20 protein-coding genes are annotated in these 23065 nt (G+C 68.9%); 8 read left to right on the top strand and 12 right to left on the bottom strand.

Translation table 11 applies throughout. From position 1 onward, the window contains the following. Nucleotides 1-12: 12 nt before the first annotated feature. Complete coding sequence (locus Y958_RS05870; protein ID WP_088871264.1) at nt 13-204, bottom strand: hypothetical protein; 192 nt, start codon at nt 202-204, stop codon at nt 13-15. A gap of 761 nt (nt 205-965) precedes the next feature. Here Y958_RS05870 and Y958_RS05865 point away from each other — a divergent pair. Further along, complete coding sequence (locus Y958_RS05865; protein ID WP_088871263.1) at nt 966-2096, top strand: hypothetical protein; 1131 nt, start codon at nt 966-968, stop codon at nt 2094-2096. 134 nt (nt 2097-2230) lie between these two features. On the opposite strand, the gene Y958_RS31230 is transcribed toward Y958_RS05865, so the two are convergent. The 4 genes from Y958_RS31230 to Y958_RS05845 form a co-directional block, all read right to left on the bottom strand. Beyond that, nucleotides 2231-2425 carry a hypothetical protein gene (locus Y958_RS31230; protein ID WP_145615496.1) on the bottom strand — a complete coding sequence of 65 codons (195 nt, stop codon included), beginning with the start codon at nt 2423-2425 and terminating at the stop codon, nt 2231-2233. A 188-nt stretch (nt 2426-2613) separates the two neighbouring features. Next, nucleotides 2614-2973: an ArsC family reductase gene (locus Y958_RS05860; RefSeq protein WP_050898553.1), complete on the bottom strand. Its 360-nt coding sequence runs from the start codon at nt 2971-2973 to the stop codon at nt 2614-2616. 41 nt (nt 2974-3014) lie between these two features. Next, a complete protein-coding gene (locus tag Y958_RS05855; protein ID WP_088871262.1) occupies nt 3015-3395 on the bottom strand; it encodes a nuclear transport factor 2 family protein in 381 nt (126 codons plus the stop codon). A gap of 219 nt (nt 3396-3614) precedes the next feature. Next, nucleotides 3615-4001, bottom strand: a complete 387-nt coding sequence (locus Y958_RS05845) for a winged helix-turn-helix transcriptional regulator (RefSeq protein ID WP_088871260.1) — start codon at nt 3999-4001, stop codon at nt 3615-3617. Nucleotides 4002-4120: 119 nt separating this feature from the next. On the opposite strand from Y958_RS05845, the gene Y958_RS05840 reads away from it, so the two are divergent. Beyond that, nucleotides 4121-5194, top strand: a complete 1074-nt coding sequence (locus Y958_RS05840; RefSeq protein WP_088871259.1) for an SDR family oxidoreductase — start codon at nt 4121-4123, stop codon at nt 5192-5194. On the opposite strand, the gene Y958_RS05835 is transcribed toward Y958_RS05840, so the two are convergent. The 6 genes from Y958_RS05835 to Y958_RS05810 all read right to left on the bottom strand — a co-directional run bounded on the left by Y958_RS05835 (nt 5195) and on the right by Y958_RS05810 (nt 16380). Continuing rightward, nucleotides 5195-8356, bottom strand: coding sequence for a VIT domain-containing protein (locus Y958_RS05835; protein WP_186291281.1), 3162 nt, complete (start codon nt 8354-8356; stop codon nt 5195-5197). It lies immediately after the preceding gene. A gap of 174 nt (nt 8357-8530) precedes the next feature. Then, nucleotides 8531-9847, bottom strand: a complete 1317-nt coding sequence (locus Y958_RS05830; protein ID WP_088871257.1) for an MmgE/PrpD family protein — start codon at nt 9845-9847, stop codon at nt 8531-8533. Next, on the bottom strand, nt 9844-10968 hold the full coding sequence (locus Y958_RS05825) for an adenosine deaminase family protein (RefSeq protein ID WP_088871256.1): 1125 nt from the start codon (nt 10966-10968) through the stop codon (nt 9844-9846). The genes Y958_RS05830 and Y958_RS05825 overlap by 4 nt, the downstream gene beginning before the upstream one ends. Nucleotides 10969-10997: 29 nt before the next feature. Continuing rightward, nucleotides 10998-12314, bottom strand: coding sequence for an NCS2 family permease (locus Y958_RS05820; RefSeq protein ID WP_211098545.1), 1317 nt, complete (start codon nt 12312-12314; stop codon nt 10998-11000). 11 nt (nt 12315-12325) lie between these two features. Continuing rightward, the gene (locus Y958_RS05815; RefSeq protein ID WP_244909388.1) at nt 12326-13414 is read right to left on the bottom strand and encodes a nucleoside hydrolase; all 1089 of its coding nucleotides are present in this window, start codon (nt 13412-13414) and stop codon (nt 12326-12328) included. 20 nt (nt 13415-13434) lie between these two features. Continuing rightward, a complete protein-coding gene (locus Y958_RS05810; RefSeq protein ID WP_088871253.1) occupies nt 13435-16380 on the bottom strand; it encodes a TonB-dependent receptor domain-containing protein in 2946 nt (981 codons plus the stop codon). Nucleotides 16381-16627: 247 nt separating this feature from the next. Here Y958_RS05810 and Y958_RS05805 point away from each other — a divergent pair, with 247 nt between their 5' ends. Beyond that, nucleotides 16628-17575 (top strand): LysR family transcriptional regulator, encoded by a 948-nt coding sequence (locus Y958_RS05805; protein WP_145615487.1) that lies wholly within the window; start codon nt 16628-16630, stop codon nt 17573-17575. A gap of 18 nt (nt 17576-17593) precedes the next feature. Here Y958_RS05805 and Y958_RS05800 read toward each other — a convergent pair whose 3' ends face one another. Next, nucleotides 17594-17971 (bottom strand): DUF427 domain-containing protein, encoded by a 378-nt coding sequence (locus Y958_RS05800; RefSeq protein WP_088871251.1) that lies wholly within the window; start codon nt 17969-17971, stop codon nt 17594-17596. Nucleotides 17972-18132: 161 nt separating this feature from the next. Here Y958_RS05800 and Y958_RS05795 point away from each other — a divergent pair, with 161 nt between their 5' ends. The 5 genes from Y958_RS05795 to Y958_RS05775 are packed head-to-tail and all read left to right on the top strand — an operon-like array spanning nt 18133 to nt 23057. Beyond that, nucleotides 18133-18882 (top strand): FadR/GntR family transcriptional regulator, encoded by a 750-nt coding sequence (locus Y958_RS05795; protein WP_211098544.1) that lies wholly within the window; start codon nt 18133-18135, stop codon nt 18880-18882. Further along, on the top strand, nt 18879-20054 hold the full coding sequence (locus tag Y958_RS05790) for an aminotransferase class I/II-fold pyridoxal phosphate-dependent enzyme (protein WP_088871250.1): 1176 nt from the start codon (nt 18879-18881) through the stop codon (nt 20052-20054). Before Y958_RS05795 ends, Y958_RS05790 begins: the two co-directional genes overlap by 4 nt. After that, a complete protein-coding gene (locus Y958_RS05785) occupies nt 20054-21334 on the top strand; it encodes an ABC transporter substrate-binding protein (protein ID WP_088871249.1) in 1281 nt (426 codons plus the stop codon). The genes Y958_RS05790 and Y958_RS05785 overlap by 1 nt, the downstream gene beginning before the upstream one ends. Then, nucleotides 21331-22218 (top strand): carbohydrate ABC transporter permease, encoded by an 888-nt coding sequence (locus Y958_RS05780; RefSeq protein ID WP_186291280.1) that lies wholly within the window; start codon nt 21331-21333, stop codon nt 22216-22218. Before Y958_RS05785 ends, Y958_RS05780 begins: the two co-directional genes overlap by 4 nt. Further along, nucleotides 22215-23057, top strand: a complete 843-nt coding sequence (locus Y958_RS05775) for a carbohydrate ABC transporter permease (protein WP_088871248.1) — start codon at nt 22215-22217, stop codon at nt 23055-23057. The genes Y958_RS05780 and Y958_RS05775 overlap by 4 nt, the downstream gene beginning before the upstream one ends. The last annotated feature ends 8 nt before the right edge of the window (nt 23058-23065 follow it).

The raw sequence follows: 23065 nt of genomic DNA, 5'->3' as shown, positions 1-23065 counted from the left end.
TGGAGAGGGTGGTCAAGCCTGGCGGCGGGCCCAGATCAGGGTGCCGGCCGCCGTCGCGAACAGCAGAAGGGCGACGATGGCCGCCCACAGCGCGGGCGAGGCCAAGATGAGTACCGCACCGGCGATCACCTGTGCCGCCGCCGCCATGTGCCAGCGGGCCCGGGGCGTGATGCGAACGGACACCGGCGGGGGCGCGGCCGGCACCTTGCGCGCTGAGCCTGCCGTGCGGCGGGTACTCTTGGGACGGCTGCCGCTTTGACGGGAGGATGCAGCTGAACGGGAGGGTGCGGATCGCTTGGCCATGGCCTATGGGCATAGCAGCGCCACCCCCGGACGGCAAGGTAAGCCGGAATAGGGATCCTGAGTCGCGGGGAGGATGGGCTTCAAGGAAGACGGTGGCGGCAATGCATAGGCCCCCGGCACCAGAATGCCCAGGGACTCTGGCCTTCCGGGGGAGCCGCCCTCCATTCCGCCTAGGCCGAGGGCCTGCCGACACGGCCGTCAGCACGGCCATCCGGGCGGCTGCGGGCGAGTCGGCGAATGAGGTTTTTAAAAAAGAGCGATGACGATGGAATCAGCGCTTGCAGTCCAAGGATTTTCTTTTAAATAAAGGTCAGGACTTGGGTGTCACCGGCCAGCCCTGGCGGACATTCGCAACGGCGACCCGGCACTTCAGTTCAATTGGATTTTCATAAACCTTGCGTCGTCGCCCTTCGGGCGTAGATCCGTGTGGCGCCGCGTCGGTATCCTGGTCTTTGCTTAAAAAGACGTCGGAATACTTAGGGGTTTTGAATATCGCTTTTAAAAGGTGTGGTCCGTCGTTGTAAAAACGGCGACGACATCAGGAGTGCCGCCACGGCGGGCTTTGGCCCGTGTCGACGGCGCGCCTTGCACACACCCGTCCGTGACCGCCGGGTCAGCCCCCATCGTTCGGCTGCCGGCCTTTTGAATGATGTGTGACAGACATGACCCAAGAGCCCCTGTGGCAGCCTAGCGATATCCAGAACCAGGAAGGCGTGGAGAAGGAAGCCGACGGCGACGCCCCCAAGCGGCGTGGCCGCATTCCGCAATCGGCTTGGCCGTCCATTCTGGAACGGTATCGCGCCGGCGCCACGCTGTCGGCCATCGCCCGCGAGTTCGACTGCACGCCCAGCGCCATTTCCTACATCGTGCGCAAGGCCGAGACGGCGCAGCCTGGTGAAGGTGGCGACGCCCCCGCGCCAGCCGTGGAGGCGGCCCCCGCGCCCAAGCCGGCCCGCGCGCCCAAAGCGGAGACGCCCGCCGCCCCTGCCCCTGCTCTGCCGCTGGAGCAGCCGGTGGTGACGGAGGCGCCGGCAGCCCCCCAGGCGGCCCCCGCCATCGTGGAAGCCGCCCCCGTGGCAGCCGCTCCCGTCGCCGAGCAGCCGCAGCGCGCTCCGCGCGCCACAGGTGAGCGCGGCCCCCGTGGCGAACGCCCCGTTCGTTCCCATGAGGGCCGTTCCCATGAGGGCCGTTCGCAAGAGGGCCGCTCCCAGGAAGGTCGTTCCCATGAGGGTCGCGAGGGCCGTCCGGAGCGTGAGCCGCGGGCCGACCGCGCCGAAGGGGAGCAGCCCCGGGGCGACCGGTTCGGTGATCGTCCGCAGCGGGGCGAGCGCCGCACCCTGACCGGCGCCGCCGTGGCCAATGCCGCCCAGGAACGCAGCCAGCCGCCGGCCGTCAGCCAGGGCCAGCGCCCCTATGGCGACCGCCAGGGCAACCGCGCCCCGGTCGACACCGACAGCATGGACCAGTTGCTGGACCGCCCCTACAACAGCGACCGTCCGGTGGGTTCGGAATATCCCTACCGCCAGCAGCAGCGCAACGCCGCCCGCCTGGAAGCGGCCGAGACGCCGACGGAACCGGCCGACCAGCGCATGATCGCGGCCGCGCAACGCAGCGCCGAGGCCTATACCGCCTGGAAGGCCAATCCCGAAGGCGGCATGCAGGGCCTGACCGACGCGCTGCACGAGCTGCGCAAGGTGATCGCCCGCATGGAGATCGAGATGTCGGCCAGCCGCAAGGAAGAGCATGCGGCCCGGCCCATCCCCATCCCCTACCACCGGGCTCAGCGCCGCTGAATTGCTGGGGCTTATGCCCCGGCTTTCAGCACTCGCTTGCACTGAATGCGAAAACACCCCGCCCGGGTCTCCTCGGGCGGGGTGTTTGCATTTGGACCGCCGCAAGGAGCAGCAGCCCGAAAGGGGTTGCAGCGTCAGCCGCCCATGGTGGCGCCCAGGATCAGCACGGCGCCGTAAAGGGTGGCGAACAGGCTGGCCAGCGCCAGGAAGTCCCGCACCAGGCGCCCGCCATTCGCACCGGCCCGGCCCAAGGCGCGGCGGCTCAGCAGCGTGGATTTCGGGGCAAAGCCGACACCGTGCATCGTGTCGTGGACCGCAATGTACGCCATTTACCCCTCCACCGTTTGTCTATCCGGAGCCGGCATACTCTCACGTCCGGCTGTTCATGGGCTTAGTGTTGCCAGAACGTTCCAGGAACTACAAGCGGAAATGTTCTCATCATGTTCCTTTTTTGGACTCGCCGTAAGAACATTCAATCCCTGGGGGCTGGATTATGTCCAAGCCCCCAGGAATGGGTTCAGCGCCCAACGCGGGCGAACGCCTCTTCATACCGCTCGGGTTTGAAACCGGCCATCAGCCCACCGTCCAGGTCCAGAATCGGGCGCTTGATCATGGACGGCTGGGCCGCCATCAGGGACACCGCCTTGGCGGCGTCGAGGTCTTGGCGGTCGGCGTCGGGCAGCGCCCGGAAGGTGGTGCCGGCACGGTTCAGCACCGTTTCCCAGCCCAGCGCGGCGCACCACGCCTGTAGCCGGTCCGGATCGATGCCCATGGCCTTGTAGTCATGGAAAGCGTAGTCGATGCCGCGCCGGGCCAGCCAGTCGCGGGCCTTCTTCATGGTGTCGCAGTTCTTGATGCCATAGAGGGTGACGGCCACGGCCCAGGTTTCCTTTATTGATGCAGTAATGCCAAATTCTTTTAGCTTAATACAGGCGTTCCCAAGGTGAACCAGGCGCGGCTGATGCGGCCACCCGTCACCTCATAGATGCCGATGACCTCCACCGTGCCGGGTCCTTCCGGAAACGTGCGGGTCACCACCTCATGGTCCACCACGGTGGCGCCCACCGCCACGCGGTGCAGCAGCCGGCCGTGCAGGTTCGGTTCCTGGAACCGGACGATGTGGCGTGCCCGTATCGCCTCCACACCGCTGGCCAGCAGGGTGTCGGGATGCTGGTAAATGCGCGCGTCCTCGGCCCAATAGGCCATGAAGGTGTCGATATCCTTGGCGTTGTAGGCGCGCAACTGGCCCTCCACCACCTGCTCGGGCGTCAGGGGCGAAGATGGAACGATCGGGGGCATGGCGGCACTCCTCAAGGCAAAGGACGGATGCCCCTTATCGGATATGATGCCGCCCGGTCGTCCCTCGTATTTGGCATGCCCGCCTATTCCCCGCCGCCTCTGGGCGCGCGCCAACCTGCTGGAGGAGCCCGCACGGAAGGAATTGCGCGAGATGCTGGGGCGGTACGGGCCTGGTCATGCTGGCTGTGCCGCCGGCAGCCTGCTGCTGCAGGGGAAACGCTAGCCGGCGCGCCGGCGAGAGGTGGCGCGGGGCTTAAGGGCGTCCAGCGCGTCGGCGTTGCGGCGGCCCCAGTCGTACAGCATCTCCACCGGTTCCACGAAGCGGCGGCCCAGCGCTGTCAAACCGTAGTCCACGCTGGGCGGCAGGGTGTCGTGCACCCGCCGCTCCAGCAGCCCGCTTTCCTCCATCTCGCGCAGGGTCTGCGTCAACATCTTCTTGGAAATGCCGGGCAGGCTGCGGTGCAGCACGCCGGCGCGGGCACGACCGTCGTGCAGGGCGTACAGCGTGTGCAGGACCATGCTCGTCCATTTGGTGGCGAAGATTTCGATCACGCGGCGGGGCGCGCAATCTTCCCGCCAGTCATCCTCTGAAGTCCCACTCATCATCTCTGGATACCTTCTGGTGCCTATGTCCCCATTTGGTGCCGTCTGGACGCCCTGGGCGCATCGGCCTAGCCTGCCTTCCGTTAACAGGAAACGCGCCAACAGGAAACGGAGCTTGGGATATGACACAGTCGGCATTGGTGGTCGGCGTCACCGGCATCGTGGGTAGGGCGCTGGCGTCCCTGCTGGTAAAGGAAGGGTGGCAGGTGGCCGGCCTGTCACGCCATGCGACAACCCAGCTCGGCGTGACGCCGGTGACGGCGGACCTGCGGGATGTAGACGGCCTGGCCCGGACACTCGCCCCCGTCCGCCCTTCCCACGTCTTCCTCTGCACCTGGAGCCGACAGGCGACGGAAGCGGAGAATATCCGCGTCAACGGCACCATGGTGCGCGCCGTGCTGGACGCCGTGCGTCCCGCCGGGACGGTGCGGCACGTAGGCCTGGTGACGGGGCTGAAGCACTACCTGGGGCCGTTCGAGGCCTACGGCAAGGGCACCCTGCCCCAGACGCCCTTCCGGGAAGATCAGGGCCGGCTGGACGTGGACAACTTCTATTACGCCCAGGAGGATGCGGTGTTCGCTGCCGCCGCGCGCGACGGCTTCCGCTGGAGCGTGCATCGCCCGCACACCATCATCGGCCAGGCGGTGGGGAACGCCATGAATATGGGCACCACCCTGGCGGCCTATGCCACCCTGTGTCGCGAGACGGGACGGCCCTTCCACTTCCCCGGGTCGCCCGTGCAGTGGCACGGCCTGACCGATATGACGGATGCCCGCCTTCTGGCCCGCCACCTGCTGTGGGCGGCCACCACGCCGGGAGCCTTCGACCAAGCCTTCAACGTTGTCAACGGCGACATTTTCCGCTGGAAATGGATGTGGGCCCGCATTGCCCAATGGTTTGGGCTGGAACCCGCGCCCTTTACGGCGGAGGACGCGGGCGGCATCCTACCCCTGGAACGGCAGATGGCGGACGACGCGCCCCTGTGGGCCGCGCTGGCCCGGCGCCTCGGCTTGGTGGAGCCCGACCTCGCCCGCCTGGCAAGTCCCTGGCACACGGACGCCGACCTGGGCCGTCCCATCGAGGTGGTGACCGACATGTCCAAAAGCCGCCGCCTGGGCTTCACCGCCTATCAGGCCACGGACGACGCCTTTTTCGATCTGTTCGGCGAGCTGCGGGCCCACCGGCTGATCCCCTGATCAGGGCCCTTGTGACGCGCCCGCCGCGGCCGCGCCGCCTCCCATAGTCACCCGGCCCACCACGCGCGTGCCATCCTCGCCCGGCTTCAGCTCGATCTGCATCACCCGCACCTCCTCCGCCGCCCGCTGGTAGTTGCGGTAGAGATGGGCGCGCACGGTGATGGGCCCGTTCGGGTTCAGGCGGTCGGTGCGATAGATGTTGGCGCTGATGGTGTATTCGCCATTCGGCGCCCGGCGCAGCAGATACTCCTCCGGCCCATAGCCCTGGGTCATGTCATGCGACAGCCGTCCACCGATGGCGGTGCGGGGATGGCTGTAGATGGCGCGCTCGCCCGAGGGCTCATCCACCCACAAGTCCATGTCCGTGGCGTCCACGTTCCATTCCAGGACCACGCGCAGATCCACGTCCAGCTTGTCCCGCAGGCGCGGGTCCAGCGGGATGTCGCGCACGCCCAGCTTTTCCAGGCGCGGCAGGATGCGGTTGGCCTCCATCAGGGCCACCATCTCGATGCCGGTGTAGGCCGGCGACCAGGTGCGGGTGATGACCTCGTTCAGCAGCCGCATGGCCCGTTCGTAATCCGCCCGCACCGACGCCGCCGGGGCGCCACGCTTGGCCGCCCGTTCCGCGCGCTCGATAAGCGCCAGGGCCAGGCTGCGCCGGGGCTGCGGCCGGTCGCCATCCAGGTACAGCACCTTCTCATACAGCCAGATGGCGCGGTCCTCTTGCCCGAAGCGCATCAGGTCGTCGGCCACGATGATCAGGGTGCCGGTGTCGGCACTGGGCAGTTCCAGGGCGCTCAGCGCCATGGACGCCGCCTCGGCCGCCTTGCCGTTGCGGAACAGCAGCTCCGCCACGTCCAGGTAAAATGCCGGCAGGCTGCCGTAACGGGCGGCCTGGGCAGTGACCGCCGCCCGGAACTCCTCGGCATCGGCCAGATGCTCCTTGATCTCGCGAATATACGGACGGTTGGGGTCCCACGGCGCGACCTCGATGACGCCGGCGCTGTCGCCACCGGATTGGCCATTCGCGCGGCTGCCGGTAACGACCACCTGGTCCGCCGCGCGGCCGGCAATGGGTGCCCTGGGCGCGGGCCCAGCCGACGAGGAGGACGCCACCACCGGCGGCGGCGGGGTTTCGATGTTGACCTCCACCGGCGGTGCGAAAGCCGGTGGTCGCACCGCCTGTGGTGGTGGGGCAGGTGGCGCCACGATGGGGGCCGGCGGCGGCGCCACAATCGGAGGCTTGGCCGTGGTTATCGAGTTCGCCACGGGCGGCGGCGGAGTGTCTCGGCGGGATGGCGCCGGCGCCGGCGGAGGGGCGGGCGGCGGCGCGGGCTTGCGGCCGGCCCACCAGTCCTTCTGCTCCTGCCAGGCGGTGACCACCTGCCCTAGCCGGTTGGCGGCGGCGATGTCCTTGATCTGCTGGGCGCGGGCCTGTGCCGCGGCGAACTGGTTCTGCAGATCCTTGCCCAGGCTGTCGGGCGGGGCGATGTCGGCGTCGACATAGTCCTGCAGCCGCTCCAGCACCAGGAAGACGGCACCGCCGCCGGCGACGCCGTAGCGCCGGGCGAAGCCCACGGCCGCCTTCTGGTCCGGCCGGTCGGACGCCGTCATCTCCGCCACGCGGTCGGCGGCCCACAGCGCGCCCAGGGCGTCATCCGCCGCCGTTGGCAAATCGTCCAGGTCGAAGGACAGGCCGCGCCCATCGGCCAGCGTCACCTTGACGGCGCCCAGCGACGGCGGGGCACGGCCGACGACGCGCACCCAATCGGGTGCCGCCGGCAGCACCGTGAAGTCCAGCGCCGTGCCGTCCGCCGCCTTCACGTCGATGGCGCGGCTGGCCGGGCTGCTCAGGCGGGCCAGCACGGCGTCCGCCCCCCGCGCCCGCAAATCGAGATGCTCCCCGCCCGACTTGCGGGCCAGCGCCGCCAGGAAGCCATGGTCGGCATCGGCACCGCTGGACAGGGTGAATAGTGGGCAGTTCACCCGCTCCGCCTGATAGGTATCCAGGGTCACCCGCCCATCGGAGAAGAACAGACAGGCGTCGGCCGGCGCGGGCGCGGCCTTCAGCACCCCTTGCAGGGAGGTGGCGCCGCCGTAGCTCACGGCCCGCAGGGCGCCCACCGCCTCGTCCGCCGCCGTGGCGCTGCCAAAGGACAGCACGCGCGGCGTGTCGTCGGCGAACAGCACCACATCCACCACCTTGGGGCCCACCGCCGCCAGATAGCGCTGCAACAGCTCCAGTTCCGCCGGCGCCGCCTCCTGCCGCGACAGCGACCGATCCCAATAGACGCGTACACGCCCGGTGGGCTTGGCGCCGCCGGTGCCGCCGGGCACGGCTGCGTTCACCTCGAAGAAGGTGTCGCCGGCGTGATGGCGGGTCAGCACCACCGGGGCCGCTGGCGGCATGCCCCCTATGGTCAGGGCACCGCCTAGGGTGACGCCGCTGGCGTTGGCCCGCGCCTCCACCCCACCCGTGCCGGGGACCCAGCGCAGGTCCAGCCCGTCCGGCCCCGCCAGGGCCGGCGCGGCTGCGGCATCGACATCGATGACCAGCAGGTTGACCTTGGCCACCGGGTCCAAGGTCACCAGCGGCAGGGTATAGGGCTGGTCCGTGCCGATGGGGGTGGCGAACTCAACCCGCACGGTGCGGCCCCGGTTGGGGAAGATGGGAAAGACATGGGTGCGGAAGGCGTTGTCGCGCGTCACCTCCGCCAAGCCGGGATCGACGCCGCGCCGTACCTGCTTCTGATAGGCCAGCGTGGCGGCGCGCTTGGCCACCAGCACGCCGTCGGCCATCTGGCCGTTCACGTCCAGCGCATAACCGGTGACGACGGAGCCCGCCGGCAGGTCCAGGGTGAAATCGCCCTCCACGGCCGCCGTGGTGGGGTTGGCGAAAGTGGCCGACAGCGTGGTGTGCGCCACCCCGCCGATGATCTTCACCGTGATGTCCAGGTTGCCGATGGTCAGCGCATGGGTGGGCTGGGCGCCCCCGGGCGCCATATAATTGCGGGCGACCAATTCGGGACTATAGGACCGGGCCGGCGCTGGTGTTGCCCCACCTGTGCGCGCCCAGAACAGCAGGCCCAGGAAGACCGCCAGCGTCAGCAGCACCCAGACCGCACGACCCATGCCCCAGCGCCCGATCAGCCTGTCGCGCATTTCATCCCCCATTTATGCAATACTGTAACGGTCCCGCGCCCCACCGCGCAAGGCCGCCACCCCGGGGCTTGGCACCCGGAATCGTGGAACAGGATTGCCAGGATCATGCGCGCCGGAATGTGGCGGACATAAGGCCCCTTCGCCCCTTCGTTGAAAAAGGCTAAGCCCTCTACCCTACCCCGCCCGCAGTGCCAGGCGGCACAGCGCCCGCAGGTCCGTCACGGCCCCGATGCCGGCCACCTGGTCGGCCAGGCGCTGCGCGTACCCGTCCGGTAGCGTGCCCGCCAGATGCAGGAACTTGGCGCGCAGGCGGTCGTCATCGGCGCCGATCAAGCTGGTGTCGCAGCGCGCCTCGCGGCGCGATCCGTCGGCCAGCGTGACATCCACCGCCGTCAGGTCGGCCGGCCAGTCCCGGGGCCCGAACACTACCGTCACCCGGTCCCGCAGGGCGACCAGGTCCGGCCGGGCCGTCACGGCATCGGTGAACAGCCCGGGCCTGCTGGTGTCCGCCCCCAACAGGGCCAGGGCCGCGACGAAACGCAGGCTGAACTTCGCCTCCGTCCCCGTCATGGGGGCGGCGAGGTTGCACATGCGGTCGGCGCCGGCATCCACGGTCAGGCACACCTGCCGCACATCCGTTGGCTCCAGACCCTGGGCGCGCAGCGCCGCGATCGCCTCGATGGCGCCATGGGTGCCGAAGCAGGAGGCGTGGTACTTGAAGGAATTGCGGTCCAGCTCATGGCCGTCCCAGGTGATGGGGCCGGTGGGGATGGCGGATTGGGTGGCGGCGTAGCCCTGAGGCGCCTCCAGGATGTCGGTGCGGCTGGAAATGCCTGCCTCAGCCCACAAAGCGGCGCACAGCCCGGCCTCGGCTGCCCGGCCGGCGTGGATGGGCTTGGCCATGGTGCCGAATTGCGCCTTCAGCCCCGCCGCTTGCGACGCCGCCAGCCCGTAGGCGCGGGCAGTCGCCTCCTCATCCAGGCCCAGCAGGTGCGCGCAGGCGGCGGCGGCTCCCAGGGCGCCCAGGGTGCCGGTCATATGGAACCCACGATCGTAGGGACCCGCCCCCAGCCAGCGCCCGATCATGCCCGCCGCCTCATATCCGGCGACAAAGGCCGCCATCACCGCCCTACCCCCCAGCCCACGCTCCTCCGCCAGCGCCAGCAGCGGCGGCAGGATGACGGTGGTGGGGTGGACATGCATGGCCAGCGAGACGTCGTCATAATCCAGCGCATGCCCCGCCACGGCGTTGAGGAAGGCCGCCTGGCGGACGCTCACCTCCTCGCCCCCGCCGATGGCGGTGGCGGCAGGCCGCCCGCCTTCCGCGAGGGCGATGGCCCGCAACGTGCGGGAGACAGGTTCGTTCGCCCCCGCGATCGCCAGGCCGAACCAGTCCAGGATGCAGCGGCAGACCATCGCCGCCGTCGCGGTCGACACCGACGCGGCGGCGGCCCGGCTGAGGCGGATGACCTGGAGGGTGGCGCCGGTCATAAGGCCGAAGGTTCCCAATCCAGCCCCGCCGCCAGGGTGTCGAACAGCGCCGGCCACTGGACGCGCCAGGCGGACCGCTGCCCGGCATCGGCCCAGCTGCCGGCGATGCCGGCGGTCATCATGTTCCGCAGGTCGGGAATGCCGAAGCCCAGGTGGCTGTACATCAGCTCCCACGCCCCGGCCGGGCTCACCCGGTGCAGGGTCGGGTCGTCGGTGTTGGGGTGGATGGCCAGGCCGGCGGCGGCCATGCGGCGGATGGGATGCTCGGCCGCCCACCGCTCCCGCGGCAGGGTGCGCAGGTAGTAGGAGTTGGTCGGCACCACCGTGAAGACCATGCGGCGGTCGGCGTACCGGCGCATCAGGTCGGGATTGTCGATGATGCTGTAGCCGTGGTCGACCCGGTCCACGCCCAGGCGGTCGACCACGGTTTCCACGTTGTGCCAGGGCGTGCCGAACTCCCCCGCGTGGGCGGTCAGGCGCAAGCCCTGGCGGCGGGCCAAGGCATAGGCCTCGGCGAACAGCTCAGGCGGCCGGTCCGTCTCGCGATAATCGATGCCGATGCCGGGTACCAGCGGATGGCGGGCAGCCGCCATCAGTTCCACCATCTCCAGCGCCGCGGCCGGATCGGCCTCACGGTCGATGGATGGGATCAGCAGGCCGCTGATGCCGTGGTCGGCCGCCGCCTCGGCGATACCGGCGACCAAGGCCGCCTGCACCTCACCATAGACCAGGCCGGTGTCGCGCAGGGTGGCGGTGGGGTTCCAGAAGAACTCGGCATGGCGCACGTTCTCCGCCGCCGCATCCTCAAGATATTCATAGGCGATGCGGCGGAAGTCGTCCGGCTCCAGCAGCAGGTGGCGTTCCAGGGCGCGCAGCACGTGCAGCACGCCCACCGGCTTAGCCCCGCGCCGGTAGAACGCCTCGATCTCCGCCCCGTTCATGGGCGCGCCGTGCTTGGCGGCCAGGTCAGCGAAGGTTTGGGGCCGCACCGCCCCCAACAGGTGGCAATGCAGCTCCACCTTGGGCATGGCGCGGAAGAAGGCACGCTGCGCCTCGGTGACCGTGCGGCCGGTCTGCGCCGGCGGCACGGTGGCAAGCGTGTCGGTGATGGGAATGGTCATGAAAGGCCCATGATAAGCGCCGCGGCGGCTTAATGCCGGGTCGCAGCGACATAGAAGTAATAGCCGAGCGGAACGGACAGGATCAGCAGCCCGACGGGCACGCGGGCCACCCGCCCGGCAAGGATCTGCACCAGGACGTAAGCCAGGATGCCGGCGGCGATGCCGGTGCCGAAATTGTTGGCAACCAGGGTGACCAGCACCATGACCAGGGCCGGCAGCAGGTCGGCGATCTCATCGGCCACCAGGTGGCGGATGGTGCCGAACATGGACAGGCCGGTCAGGATCAGGGCCGGCGCCGTCGCCTGCCGGGGCACCGCCATCACCAGGGGGGTCACCAGCAGGGTGGCGAGGAAGCACAGCGCCGCCCAGGCCGAGGTCAGGCCGGTGCGCCCGCCCGCCTCCACCCCGGCGGCGGACTCGACCAAGGCCGTGCCCGACGGGATGCCGATCAGCGGCCCCAGCGTCGCCATCACGGAATCCACCAGGAAGGGCCGCTCGATGCCCGGCAGGTTGCCGTGCTCATCGGTCAGCGACGCCTTGGCGCCCACGGCCAGCGTGGTGCCCAGGGTGGAGAAGAACTCCCCCGCGAAGAAGGCGAACAGGTAGGGCAAGGCCGCCAGGGAAAAGGCGCTGCCGATATCGATATGGAACGAAATCGGCTGGAAGGACCGGGGCAAGGCCACGAGGGAGGACGGCAGCACCGTCAGCCCCAGCGGGATGCCCGCCAGCGTCGCCGCCACGATGCCCGCCAGCATGGCGCCCGGCAGCCGGCGCGCCTGCAGGGCCACGGCGACACCCAGGCCGATCAGGGCCACGATGGGCCCGGGCTGGCTGAAATCCCCCAGCGAGAGCGCCACGCTCTTGGTGTTCAGCGCCACCATGCCGGCGTCGCGGCAGCCCAGCAGGGCGATAAACAGGCCCAGCGACGCCCCCAAGCCCAGCTTGATGGGGGCCGGCACCAGCCGCATCACCAGGGTGCGCGCACCCGTCAGGGTCATCACCAGGAACAGGACACCCGACAGCAGGGCGATGCCCAGGCCCGCCGGCCAGGGAATGTGCTCGGTCTGCGCCAGGGTGATGCCCAGAATGGCCGACCCGCCCAGGCCCGGCCCGACGATGAAGGGCAGGTTGCCGTAAAACCCCATGAACAGGCTGCCCACCGCCATGACGACGATGGCGGCGGTGGTGGCGGCCCCGCGATCCATGCCGCCGCTGGCCAGCAGCGACGGGATCACCACGATCAGGTAGGCCGCCGCCATGAAGGCGGTGAGGCCGGCGACGCCCTCGCGCCCCACGCTGGTGCCGCGCTCCGCCAGGTGGAAGCGGCGGTCGAGCAGCACCCTCATCGCCGGGGTCCTCATTGCCGAGCCTGGGCCGTGAACGTGGACAGGAAACGTGCGGTGTCCACCTTCTGCACGATGTGCACCGTCTGCTCGCCCTGGTGCGGGGCGAATTCGTCCTTCCAGATCTGCGCGGTGCCATAGGCCGGCCCCGGCAGCAGGTCGATGTCCATACGGGCCACCAACTCCTCCGTGACCAGGGAGCGGTCGATGGCGACGGCGGCGGTCAGCTCATCCCACAGCGGCTGGCCGACCTTGGCGTAGTCATGGAAATAGCGGGCCAGCGGCGTGCCGGCGGATGCCACCTGCCCCACCAACTCCGGCGTCACCTTCACACTGCCGGTGACGTTGCCCATGACGGTGATCTTCTTCCACGGCGCGGTCAGCACGATGTGCGCCGCCTCGGGATCGAACAGGAAGTTGAAGTCGGTGGCGTAGTCGGTGTTGCCGGTGACCCGGGCCACGGCCAGGTCCAGCCCACCGCCCTCGACCACGATCTCCTTGGCCAGGGCCGGCAGGTCGGGCGCCAGGCGCAGCGCCAGGGCGATGTTGGTCAGCGGCCCGGCGGTGATGACGGTGACCTCGCCCGGGTGGGCCCGCACCAGGCTGATCAGCAGGTGCGCCGCGTCTTCCGGCACCGCCGCGACCTGGGGTTCGCCCTCGCGCATGGCCGGCACCAGCGCCGGGTCGTCGGGATGATAGCTCCGGCCCGGGCGCGGCGCGTTCCACGCCCCCTTCCAGGGGATGGCGCCGTAGCGCTGTTCCCAGGCCCGCATCTCGCCCTGGGTGCGCAGCAGGGGCATCTCCGCCCCCTTGGCCACCGGAACGTCCGGCCGGCCGGCGATCTCCAGGAAACGCAGCAGGTGCCGCGTCTCCTCTTGCAGCCAGGCGTCGCCAGTGACGACGCCCACCCCCAGCAGCTCGACCTTGGGGTCCCGCAGCAGCGGGATCATGGCCTGGATGTTGCTCTGGCCAGGCCCCAGGAAATCATTGTCGAAATAGACCAGGGTCTTGTCGGACGCGGCGGCGGGAACCGCCGCGCCCCCAGAGGCCGCGCCCAGGAAGAGGACCAGCGCGGCGGCGCGCGCGGCATGAACGAGCTTCATCACCGTTCCCCCTTGGCCCATCAGAACCGCGCGCTGACGTTCGTGAAGACATAGCGCCCCAGGGCATCGTAGATGCCGCTGTAGAAAGCGCCATTGGAAACCTGGCCGCCGGTGCTGGCGGTCACGGGCGGGTCCTTATCGAACACGTTATTGACGCCCACCCGCAGGCTGATGTCGTCGGTCAGGGCCAGCGACACGCCCAGGTCCAGGTAGCTGACGCTGGGCAGCGTGGCGTCATAGGGCTGGTAGGCGCCCGCCAGGTAGACGGCGCTGCTGGACTTGTCGTTGCGGGTGCCGCCGATGTAGCGCCAGGTCGCCATCAGGTCCACGCCGTCCGGCAGGATCCAGTCGACCACCATGCGGTGGCGCCATTTGGGGATGGGCATGCCGCAGGTGACGCCGAAGTAGCCCTCGCACCGGTAGGACGGCGTGTTGGGCAGCACCTGGATTTCATACTTGTCGGTGAAGGTGCCAGAGAAGTTCAGCCCCACCCGGCCCAGGCCGTTCACCCCGATCAGGTCGGCCACGTCGTACTTGGCCGAGAGCGAGAAATCGACGCCCGAGGTGTCGAGGTAGCCGGCGTTGATGTAGGTGGTGACGACATAGCCGCTGGTAACCAGCGAGCCGGTGGTGGGGTTGCGGACCACCAGGTTGCAGAAGGTACCGGTGGCGATGCACTGGCTGAGTTCGATCGTGGCCGGTACGGTCGAGATCAGCTTTTTCACATCGATATCGAAATAATCGGCGGTAAGCGTCACGCCCGGCAGGAAGGACGGGGTGATCTGGGTCCCGAACGACACCGTGTTGGACTCTTCCGGCTTCAGGCCCGGGTTGCCGCCGATCATGGCGCCGGACTTCTGCCCCGCCGCGGGGGCGATGTTGCCATACTGCGTGACCGTCACGCCGGAGGCCTGGCAGGCCGCCAGGCTGGCGGTGGGATGGGCGCCTTCGCAGGGATCGGTCAGGTTGGCGGTGGTGATCTGCTGCGGCCCGTACAGTTCCACCAGGTTGGGGGCGCGCACCGCGCGCTGGAAGCTGCCACGGAAACGGATGTCGGTGTCCGGCGCCCACTCGCCACCGGCCTTGTAGGCGGTGGTGTCGCCGGCGGTGCTGTAGTCGGAATAGCGGGCGCCGGCGTTCAGGGACAGGCTGTGGAAGAAAGGCCGGTCCTGGACCAGCGGCGCGGTCACCTCGGCGAACAGCTCCTTCACGTCGAAGGCGCCGGAGATGGGGAACTCACCGCCCGAATTTCCCGCCACGTCCTTGGAGGAATAGTGGCTGTCCGGCGTCAGGCCAATCGACTCCCGGCGGTATTCCGTGCCGAAGGCCATGCCGAGGGGGCTGTGGGCCAGGGGGCTGGTGAGGGCCGACAGCTGGCCGGTGACGGCGCCGCTGGCCACCACTTCCTGAGTGAAGCCGGTGCGGTAGAAATCCTGCTGCACATAGCCCAACGCCGCCGGCGTGATGCCGCCGATGGCGAAGATGTTGATGGGCACGCAGCCGGCAGCGCCGGTCTTGCACACGATCTGGCCGCTGGAATTGGTCACGGCCTGCAGCGCGTTGGCGAAGTTGGACAGCGAAATGTCGCCGGTCAGCCGCGAGTCATAATTGGTGCGACCGTACTGGGCGTAGACGTCGTACTGCCAGTCGTCACTGATGTCGCCCTTGGCCCCCAGCACGCCGCGATAGGCGGTGTGGGTGGTGTAGTCGTGGCGCGAGCCGGCCTGCACGTCGCGTTCCGACACCACCACGTTGGCGGTCTGGGCGGCGGTCAGCCCCGCCGTAGTGCAGAAGACGCTGACCTCCTGCGCCGACAGGTAGGGATTGTTGCAGTTGACCTTCTCCGCCACGCTGAACACGGCGGTGGGCGACAGGCGGATGTCCGCCTCGTCCCGCATGAACATGAACTCGCCATAGACCTGGTGGCCGGGCGCGTATTCATAGTGGCCGAACAGGTCCAGGTTATAGCGCTGGTCCGGCGACTGCAGATCGTAGGTGGGACCGTTGTTGAAGCCGTCCGACGTCTTGTAGGTGCGCAGGGTGTTGCCGGTGGTGCCGTCCAGCGTGTAGGTGCCGCGCGCCGCCCCCGTGGTCGGGTTCAGCGGCTGGAACTGGGCCGGGTATGTGGCGCTGGAAAGCGAGCAGGAATAGCCGCTGGCGCCGGCCGACAGGCCGCAGATGGAGAAGTCGCGGTCCGACGTCCCCACCCCTTCGGCATGGCGGTAGCTGAAGAAGCCCGTGATGTTGCCGCGCCCGCCGGCGAAATTCTTGCCCGCGGTGATGGAGATGTCGTTCTGCGGGCCGTCGAAGGTGGCACCACCAGGATAGGCCTGCTTGGCCGCCGCCGAAACGGCGCGGATAGGGTTGTTATTGGTATGGCTGTAGAAGCCGTTGGTGGTGTCGACCTGGACGCCGTCGAAGTCCTTCTTGAGGACGAAGTTGACGACGCCGGCCAGGGCGTCCGAGCCGTAGACGGCGGAGGCGCCGCCGGTGACCACGTCGATGCGCTCGATCAGCGCCGCCGGAACGTTGTTGATATCCGGCGCCTGCGCCGCCGTGCGGTCCGGGTCGCCCTGCATCAGGCGGCGGCCGTCGATCAGCACCAGGGTGCGCTGGTTGCCCAGGTTGCGCAGGTTGATGGTGGCGGTGCCGCTGGCGCCCACCGTGCCGCCGCGATTGCCGGCGCCCTGGTCGGCGTAGGCCTGCGGCAGGGTGTTGATCAGGTCCTCGACCCGGGTCACGCCGCGCTGCTGCAACTCCTCGCCATTGATCGTACTGATGGGGCTGACGCTGGTGGCGTCGGGGCTGCGGATGCGCGAGCCGGTGACGATGATCTCGGTCAGCGCCGTGTCGCTGGACGCGGTTTGCGCCGCTGCCTGGCCGACGGCCAGCGGCCCGGCGGTGATGGCGACGATGGTCGCGGTGAAACGCCCGGCGCGCGCACGCGCCTTCCTGCTGATTGACATGGAGCCCCCGTCTGATTTTTTCGCGCCCGACACTTGCCCGGTCGGCGGCTCCTCCCCCGAGGTGGCGCGCGGCTTGCTGCCCGTCGCCCGTCCAGTTCGCGCAGCCCCCGGTGGCTGCCCGCCACCCTACTTGCCCTGCTTGGGCCCGCCCGCATCTGGACTATGCCTGTAGTATGACGCGGCCAGGTTCAGAGGGGAAAGTTTTTACATTTATGTTTTTATAAGTTTGCCTTATTACAAAACCGCCATGTCCCGGACCATCGACGCGCCCCCCGCCTGGAAGAATCCCGTCTCGCTACGCCAGCTCCGCTTCTTCGTGGAACTGGCGCGCACGGGGAACTTCTGCCGCGCGGCGGAGGAGATGTCGGTGTCCCAGCCGGCGATCAGCGCCGGCATCCGCCAGATCGAGGCGCATCTGGGCGTACGCCTGTTCGACCGGACGACGCACAAGGTGACGCTGACCGATGCCGGCATCTCGCTGCTGCCGCACGCCCAACGCCTGCTGACGACGGCGGCCAACGCCTTCAGCGACATGCATGAGGTCGCGGGGCGGGAAATCGCCACGGTGCGCATCGGCGCCATCCCCACGGCGATGGAGGCGGTGGCCGCCTCGCTGGCGGAGTTGGCGGGCGACATGCCGGGCGTCGTTCCCCACCTGCATGACGGGCGCGCCGACCAGCTGATCCGCGGCCTGCGCGGCGGCACCTATGACCTGGTGGTGACGGTGCAGGCCCTGCCCGACGACGATCTGGAAGGCGTGCCGCTGTTCGAGGATGAGATGCTGCTGGTGGCCCGCGCCGACCATCCCCTGGCCGCTCACGACCGCCTGCCGTGGCGCGCCCTGGCCGGCCAGGAGATCGTGCATTTCGCCGGCGGCAGCATCGGCGAGCTGACGTCGGCCGCTCTGCAGCAGAACGATCTGGCGCCATCCACCCGCTACCGCGTGGACCAGGTCAACTCCCTCTACGGCTTGGTGCTGAGCGGCCTGGCCATCGGGGTCATGCCCTGGCTGTACACCCTGGGCTTCCCCGAGGACCGCCTGCGGCGCATCCGCCTGGACGGCCCCACCGTGCGCCGCCAGTTGCGCCTGCTGCACCGCCCGCAACTGCGGGAGGAGCATCCGCGCGGCGTGGAATTCGCGCAGAGGCTGACCGCCAAGCTGCGCGACAAACTGTCGGCCAACCGCCTGCCCTGAGCCGGGCCCGCCTTCGCGTCAGTCGCTCTCGGCGATGGAATCCACCCGGTCCGGATAGAAGGCGAGATGGTCCTTGATCGCCCCGACGGCGGCGTGCGGCGCCTCATAGGTCCAGATCGCGTTCACCGCCCGCGCGCCGCCGGCGGGGATGCTGAAGTAGGAGGCATCGCCCTTGTAGGGGCAGTGGGTAGTGTGGTCGGTGCGCTCCAGCGCCGCCATGTCCACGTCCTTGCGCGGGATGTACTGGACGGCGGGATAACGCGCCTCCCGCAGGCTGAGTGCCTCACGCGTGTCGGCGATCACCTTGCCACCCAGCGTCACGACCACCCGCCTGGGGTTGCGCTCAATGGTGATGGGATGATCGGGGCCTGGAATCTTGATCGTCTTCTCGGTCATGGCGCTGCCTCCTGCGATCGCTGCCAGGGATATGGGGTCGAGGGGCCCAGGCGTCGAGAGCCGCTTGACAGCCCCTACCATCGCGACCAATCATCAGATGTCAGACCAATTTAGGGGCGGCGTCGGGACAACGCTGAAGCCCCGAGCGACATCGAGGTGCCGTGGTTCCGCCCGCCGCCCCCCTTCCCGCCAGCACGGCCCTGCAGCCGCTGCCCAGCGCCGACCGCATCGCGGCGGTCAGCGCCGCCCTGGCGGCCTTCATCGCCGAGGGCGCCTTGCAGCCGGGCGACCGTCTGCCGACGGAGCGGGAGCTGATGGCCCGCCTGGCCGTGGGCCGGTCCACGGTGCGGGAGGTCATCCGCCAATTCCAGGCGCGGGGCCTGGTGGAGACGCGCAAGGGCAGCGGCACCTATCTGCTGCGGGCCATCACGCCCGGCGCCATTCATGTCTCGCTGACAATAGATGCCGGGCTGCTGCGCGACCGGCTGTTGCAGACCCTGGAGATCCGCCGGGGGCTGGAGGTCGCGGCCAGCGAGGCCGCCGCCCGCCGCGCCACCCCGGCCGACCTAGTTGTCCTGGAGGAAAAGCTGGTGGCCATGGAACGCGTGCACCTGGACCAGGGCACCGCCGGGCCGGAGGATTTGCAGTTCCACCTGGCGATCTACGACGCCACCCATAACCCGCTGTTCCGCCAGTTGCTGGAGCAGTTCCGCGAGACGTTCGAGCATTTCTTCGAAAAGCCGTTCGACCGCCCCGACTTCGCCCGCCGATCCTTCGCCCTACACCGCGAGCTGTTCGACGCCATCCGCGCCGGCGATCCGGAAGCCGCACGGCTGAAAACCCTGGGCATCCTCGCCATCGTCGAAGAAGACATCCAGGCCATGTCCCCCACAACCGGTTCCCCGCAATGACCGACCGTACCGAAGACCCCGTGGCCCTCGCCCAGCGCCTGGTGGCGCATGACGAGATGACCCACGCCTATGAGGCGGTGGTGCCCGGCATCATCCAGACCTCGCTGTTCACCTTCCCCAATTTCCAGGAGATGGCGGACACCTATGCCGGCAAGCGCGCGCGCAACGTCTATTCCCGTACCACCAACCCCACGGTGACGGAGTTCGAGCGCAAGATGGCGGCGCTGGAGGGGACGGAGGACGCCATCGGCTTCCCCAGTGGCATGGCCGCCATCTCCGGCGCTGTGCTGGCGCTGGTGCAGCCGGGCGACCGCATCGTCTGCGTCCGTCATGTCTATCCGGACGCCTACCGCCTGTTCGAGACGCTGCTGAAGAAATGGGGCGTCACCACCACCTACGTCGATGGCGCCGACCTGGCCGCCGTGGACGCCGCCTTGCCCGGCGCCCGCCTGCTGTACCTGGAAAGCCCCAACAGCTGGATGATGGAGGCGCATGACGTGGCCGCCCTGGCCGCCCTGGCCAGGAAGCACGGCGCCATCAGCCTGATCGACAATTCCTGGGCGACACCCGTCTTCCAGCGGCCGGCGACGCTGGGTGTGGATCTCGTCTTGCACTCCGCCTCCAAATACATCGGCGGGCACAGCGACACGGTGGCGGGCGTGGTGGCCGGGCGGCTGGAGCTGACCGGCCTCATCCGCCGTACCATCTGCCCCTATATCGGCGCCAAGCTGGGGCCGTTCGAAGCCTGGCTGCTGCTGCGCGGTTTGCGCACCCTGCCCATCCGCATGAAAGCGCATGAGGCGTCGGCCCTGACCCTGGCGCGGCGGCTGGCCGAGCATCCCAACGTCACCAAGGTGCACCATCCGGCGCTGATGGGCGCCCTGCCGCCGGGCCTGACCGGCACCTCGGGCCTGTTCTCCTTCACCGTGGACGACGGCATCGACATCCCCGCCCTGTGCGACGCGCTGGCGTTCTTCCATTTGGGCGTCAGCTGGGGCGGACATGAAAGCCTGGTGGTGCCGGCGCTGGTCACCCACGTCCAGGCCGCCGGCCCCAACTCCGCCCTTGATTTCGGCGTGCCCGCCACGATGATCCGTCTGCATGTCGGGTTGGAGGGGACGGAGGCGCTGTGGGCCGACCTGGACCAAGCCTTGACGGCAGCCAAACGCTGATGATGCTGAAGCGGCTGCTCCTCACCCTGGCTCTCGCGCTGTCCGCGCTGCCGGCCCGCGCCGATGAACTGCGGCTGGTGGAGGTGTTGAGCAGCCCGGAGCGGACGGAGACGCTGAAGCGGCTGGTCGCGGGGTTCGAGGCCCGCCACCCCGGCACCCATGTGGAGATCACCTCCCTGGCATGGGGATCGGCGTTTGAGAAGCTGGCCACCATGGTGGCGGCGGGCGACATCCCCGACGTGGTGGAGATGCCGGACCGCTGGCTGTCCCTCTACGCCGGCAACGGCCAGCTGGAGAGCCTGGAGCCTTATCTCGCGCGCTGGCCGGAGACCCAGGGCCTGAACGAGCGGGCCCTGACCGTGGCGCGCTCGGTGGCCGACACCGCCTACATGCTGCCCTACGGCTTTTATCTGCGGGCGCTCTACTACAACAAGGCGGTGTTCCGGCAGGCGGACATCGCCGAACCGCCGAAGACGCTGGAAGAGTTGCGGACCGACGCCGCCAGGATCGCCCAGTTGCCGGGCAAGTCCGGCTATTGCCTGCGCGGCGGGCCGGGCGGCCTGAACGGCTGGGTCATGTTCGGGGCCAGCATCGCTGGCGGCAACGCCTTCTTCCATGAGGATGGCACCAGCACCCTGAACGATCCCGGCTGGGTGGCCGGCACCAGCTGGCTGATCGACCTGTACCAGAAGGGCCTGGCGCCTAAGGACAGCGTCAACTGGGGCTTCAACGAGGTGGTGGCCGGCTTCTACACCGGCACCTGCGCCATGGTCGACCAGGACCCCGACGCCCTGATCGCGCTGAAGGCCCGCATGAAGGCGGAGGACTTCGGCGTGGCGCCCTGGCCCAAGGGCCCCAACGGCAAGGCCTATCCCACCCTGGGCTTCGCCGGCTGGTCCATCTTCAAGCGGTCCGAGCGCAAGGATCTGGCCTGGGATCTGGTGGTGGCCCTGAACGACCCGGCCGGCAACCTGGCCTGGAACCAGCAGACGGGCGCCCTGCCCGTCTACACCGCCGCCGCGCACGACCCGCTATATGCCGGCGCCATCTACCAGGGCTGGTTCGCCGAACTGGCGGACCCGGACGTGGTGCCCACCCTCATGCCCACCTACCTGCCGGGCTTCGCCTATTTCGCCGACAGCCTGGTGGTGCGCAGCAGCCAGCAGGCCCTGCTGGGCCAGATCAGCCCCGCCACCATGAACAAGCAATGGGCCGCCTACCTGACCAAGGCCCGGCGCAAGCAGGCCTCTTCAAGTCAGTTGGGGGGCGTGAAGCCATGAGCCGCGCCCTGGCCCTGAGGCTGGAACCCTATCTCTACGCGGCACCGTCGCTGCTACTGATCGCCGCCATCATGCTGGTGCCGCTGGTCACCGGCCTATCCTACGCCTTCCATGACCTGATCCTGCTGGACCCCCTGAGCGGCGACTTCGTCGGCCTGGATCATTTCCGGGAGATGCTGGACGATGACGGCTTCTGGACGGCGCTGCGCAACACGGTGGTGTGGACGGCGGTATCGGTGGCCCTGCAGTTCGGCTTTGGCCTCATCCTGGCGCTGCTGCTGGACCGGCCGTTCCCCGGGCGCGGCCTGGTGCAGGCCCTGGTCTTCCTGCCCTGGGCGGTGCCGGGCTTCCTGTCCGGCCTCACCTGGGCCTGGCTGTTCAACCCGGTGATCGGCCCGCTGCCCCATTGGCTGCACGGGCTGGGCCTGCTGGCCACGCCGGAGAACATCCTGTCCGACCCGCACCTGGCGTTGTGGGGGCCCATCGCCGCCAACGTCTGGTGGGGCATCCCCTTCTTCGCCATCACGCTGCTGGCGGCCCTGCAGTCCATTCCCAAGGACATCTATGAGGCGGCGGCCATGGACGGCGCCGGGCCGCTGCTGCGCTTCCGCCGCGTCACCCTGCCCCTGCTGGCGCCCACCATCGCCATAACCGTCATGTTGCGCACCGTGTGGGTGGCCAATTTCGCCGAATTGATCGTGGTCATGACCAAGGGCGGGCCGGCCGACGCCACACAGATCCTGTCCAGCTATATCTTCACCCTGGCCTTCCAGCGCCTGGACTTCGGCTACGCCTCCGCCGTGGCCGCCGTGCTGCTGGTGTTGCTGCTGGCCTATGCCGCCGCCGTCATGGTGCTGCGCCACGCAATGACGGAGCGGGCATGAACAAGACCGCCACCCACATTATTGGGGCCCGCCTGCTGCATGCCCTGGCGCTGGCGGCGTTCGTCGCCTTCGCCCTGTTTCCCCTGTTCTGGCTGCTGAAGGTGTCGCTGACGCCCGACGATCTGATGTATGGCGAGGGCGTGCGGCTGTGGCCCTCCCGCGTGACGCTGGACCATTACGGATCCGTCCTGCGCCACAGCCAGTTCCCGCTGTTCTTCCGCAACAGCCTGATCGTTTCCGCCGCGACCGGCCTGCTGGCCACCGCCGCCGCATCGGCCGCCGGCTACGCCTTCTCGCGCTTCCGCTTCCGGGGCAAGGCCTGGGTGATGGGGGTGATGCTGGTCAGCCAGATGTTCCCCCTGGTCATCATCGTGGCGCCCATCTTCCGCTTGCTGTCCCCGTTGGGCCTGACCAACAGCCTGAGCGGCCTGGTGGTGGTCTATACCGCCTTCAACACCCCCTTCGCCGCCTTCCTCATGCAATCCTTCTTCGAGGCCATCCCGAAGGATTTGGAGGAGGCGGCGATGATGGACGGCGCCACCCGTTTCCAGGCCCTGCGGCGGGTCATCCTGCCCCTGACCCTGCCGGGTCTGGCGGCCACCGGCGGCTTCGTCTTCACCGCGGCGTGGAGCGAGCTGCTGTTCAGCCTGATGCTGAACTCCTCCGCCGCCGTCAGCACCTTCCCCGCTGGGCTGCTGGGCTTCGTCTCCAAATTCTCGGTCGATTTCGGGCAGATGATGGCGGCCGGCGTGCTGGCCCTGCTGCCGGTCGGCGCCTTCTTCCTGCTGATCCAACGCTATCTGGTGCAGGGCCTCACGGCCGGCGCCGTGAAAGGCTGACCCAACCC

Origin of the sequence: Nitrospirillum viridazoti CBAmc, from assembly GCF_000730165.1 — a bacterium.
In the GTDB taxonomy this organism is placed as follows: Bacteria; Pseudomonadota; Alphaproteobacteria; order Azospirillales; family Azospirillaceae; genus Nitrospirillum; species Nitrospirillum viridazoti.
The sequence above is the reverse complement of the archived record's forward strand: the minus strand, read 5'-3'. Positions and strand labels throughout refer to the sequence as shown.

Coding starts and splice junctions, on each gene's coding strand:
- Y958_RS05815 (WP_244909388.1), bottom strand. CDS start 13,414: ATGAAGCTCGTTCATGCCGCGCGCGCCGCCGCGCTGGTCCTCTTCCTG.
- Y958_RS05825 (WP_088871256.1), bottom strand. CDS start 10,968: ATGACCATTCCCATCACCGACACGCTTGCCACCGTGCCGCCGGCGCAG.
- Y958_RS05800 (WP_088871251.1), bottom strand. CDS start 17,971: ATGACCGAGAAGACGATCAAGATTCCAGGCCCCGATCATCCCATCACC.
- Y958_RS05780 (WP_186291280.1), top strand. CDS start 21,331: ATGAGCCGCGCCCTGGCCCTGAGGCTGGAACCCTATCTCTACGCGGCA.
- Y958_RS05865 (WP_088871263.1), top strand. CDS start 966: ATGACCCAAGAGCCCCTGTGGCAGCCTAGCGATATCCAGAACCAGGAA.
- Y958_RS05820 (WP_211098545.1), bottom strand. CDS start 12,314: ATGAGGGTGCTGCTCGACCGCCGCTTCCACCTGGCGGAGCGCGGCACC.
- Y958_RS05810 (WP_088871253.1), bottom strand. CDS start 16,380: ATGTCAATCAGCAGGAAGGCGCGTGCGCGCGCCGGGCGTTTCACCGCG.
- Y958_RS05840 (WP_088871259.1), top strand. CDS start 4,121: ATGACACAGTCGGCATTGGTGGTCGGCGTCACCGGCATCGTGGGTAGG.
- Y958_RS05835 (WP_186291281.1), bottom strand. CDS start 8,356: ATGCGCGACAGGCTGATCGGGCGCTGGGGCATGGGTCGTGCGGTCTGG.
- Y958_RS05775 (WP_088871248.1), top strand. CDS start 22,215: ATGAACAAGACCGCCACCCACATTATTGGGGCCCGCCTGCTGCATGCC.
- Y958_RS05785 (WP_088871249.1), top strand. CDS start 20,054: ATGATGCTGAAGCGGCTGCTCCTCACCCTGGCTCTCGCGCTGTCCGCG.
- Y958_RS31230 (WP_145615496.1), bottom strand. CDS start 2,425: ATGGCGTACATTGCGGTCCACGACACGATGCACGGTGTCGGCTTTGCC.
- Y958_RS05790 (WP_088871250.1), top strand. CDS start 18,879: ATGACCGACCGTACCGAAGACCCCGTGGCCCTCGCCCAGCGCCTGGTG.
- Y958_RS05805 (WP_145615487.1), top strand. CDS start 16,628: ATGTCCCGGACCATCGACGCGCCCCCCGCCTGGAAGAATCCCGTCTCG.
- Y958_RS05845 (WP_088871260.1), bottom strand. CDS start 4,001: ATGATGAGTGGGACTTCAGAGGATGACTGGCGGGAAGATTGCGCGCCC.
- Y958_RS05830 (WP_088871257.1), bottom strand. CDS start 9,847: ATGACCGGCGCCACCCTCCAGGTCATCCGCCTCAGCCGGGCCGCCGCC.
- Y958_RS05855 (WP_088871262.1), bottom strand. CDS start 3,395: ATGCCCCCGATCGTTCCATCTTCGCCCCTGACGCCCGAGCAGGTGGTG.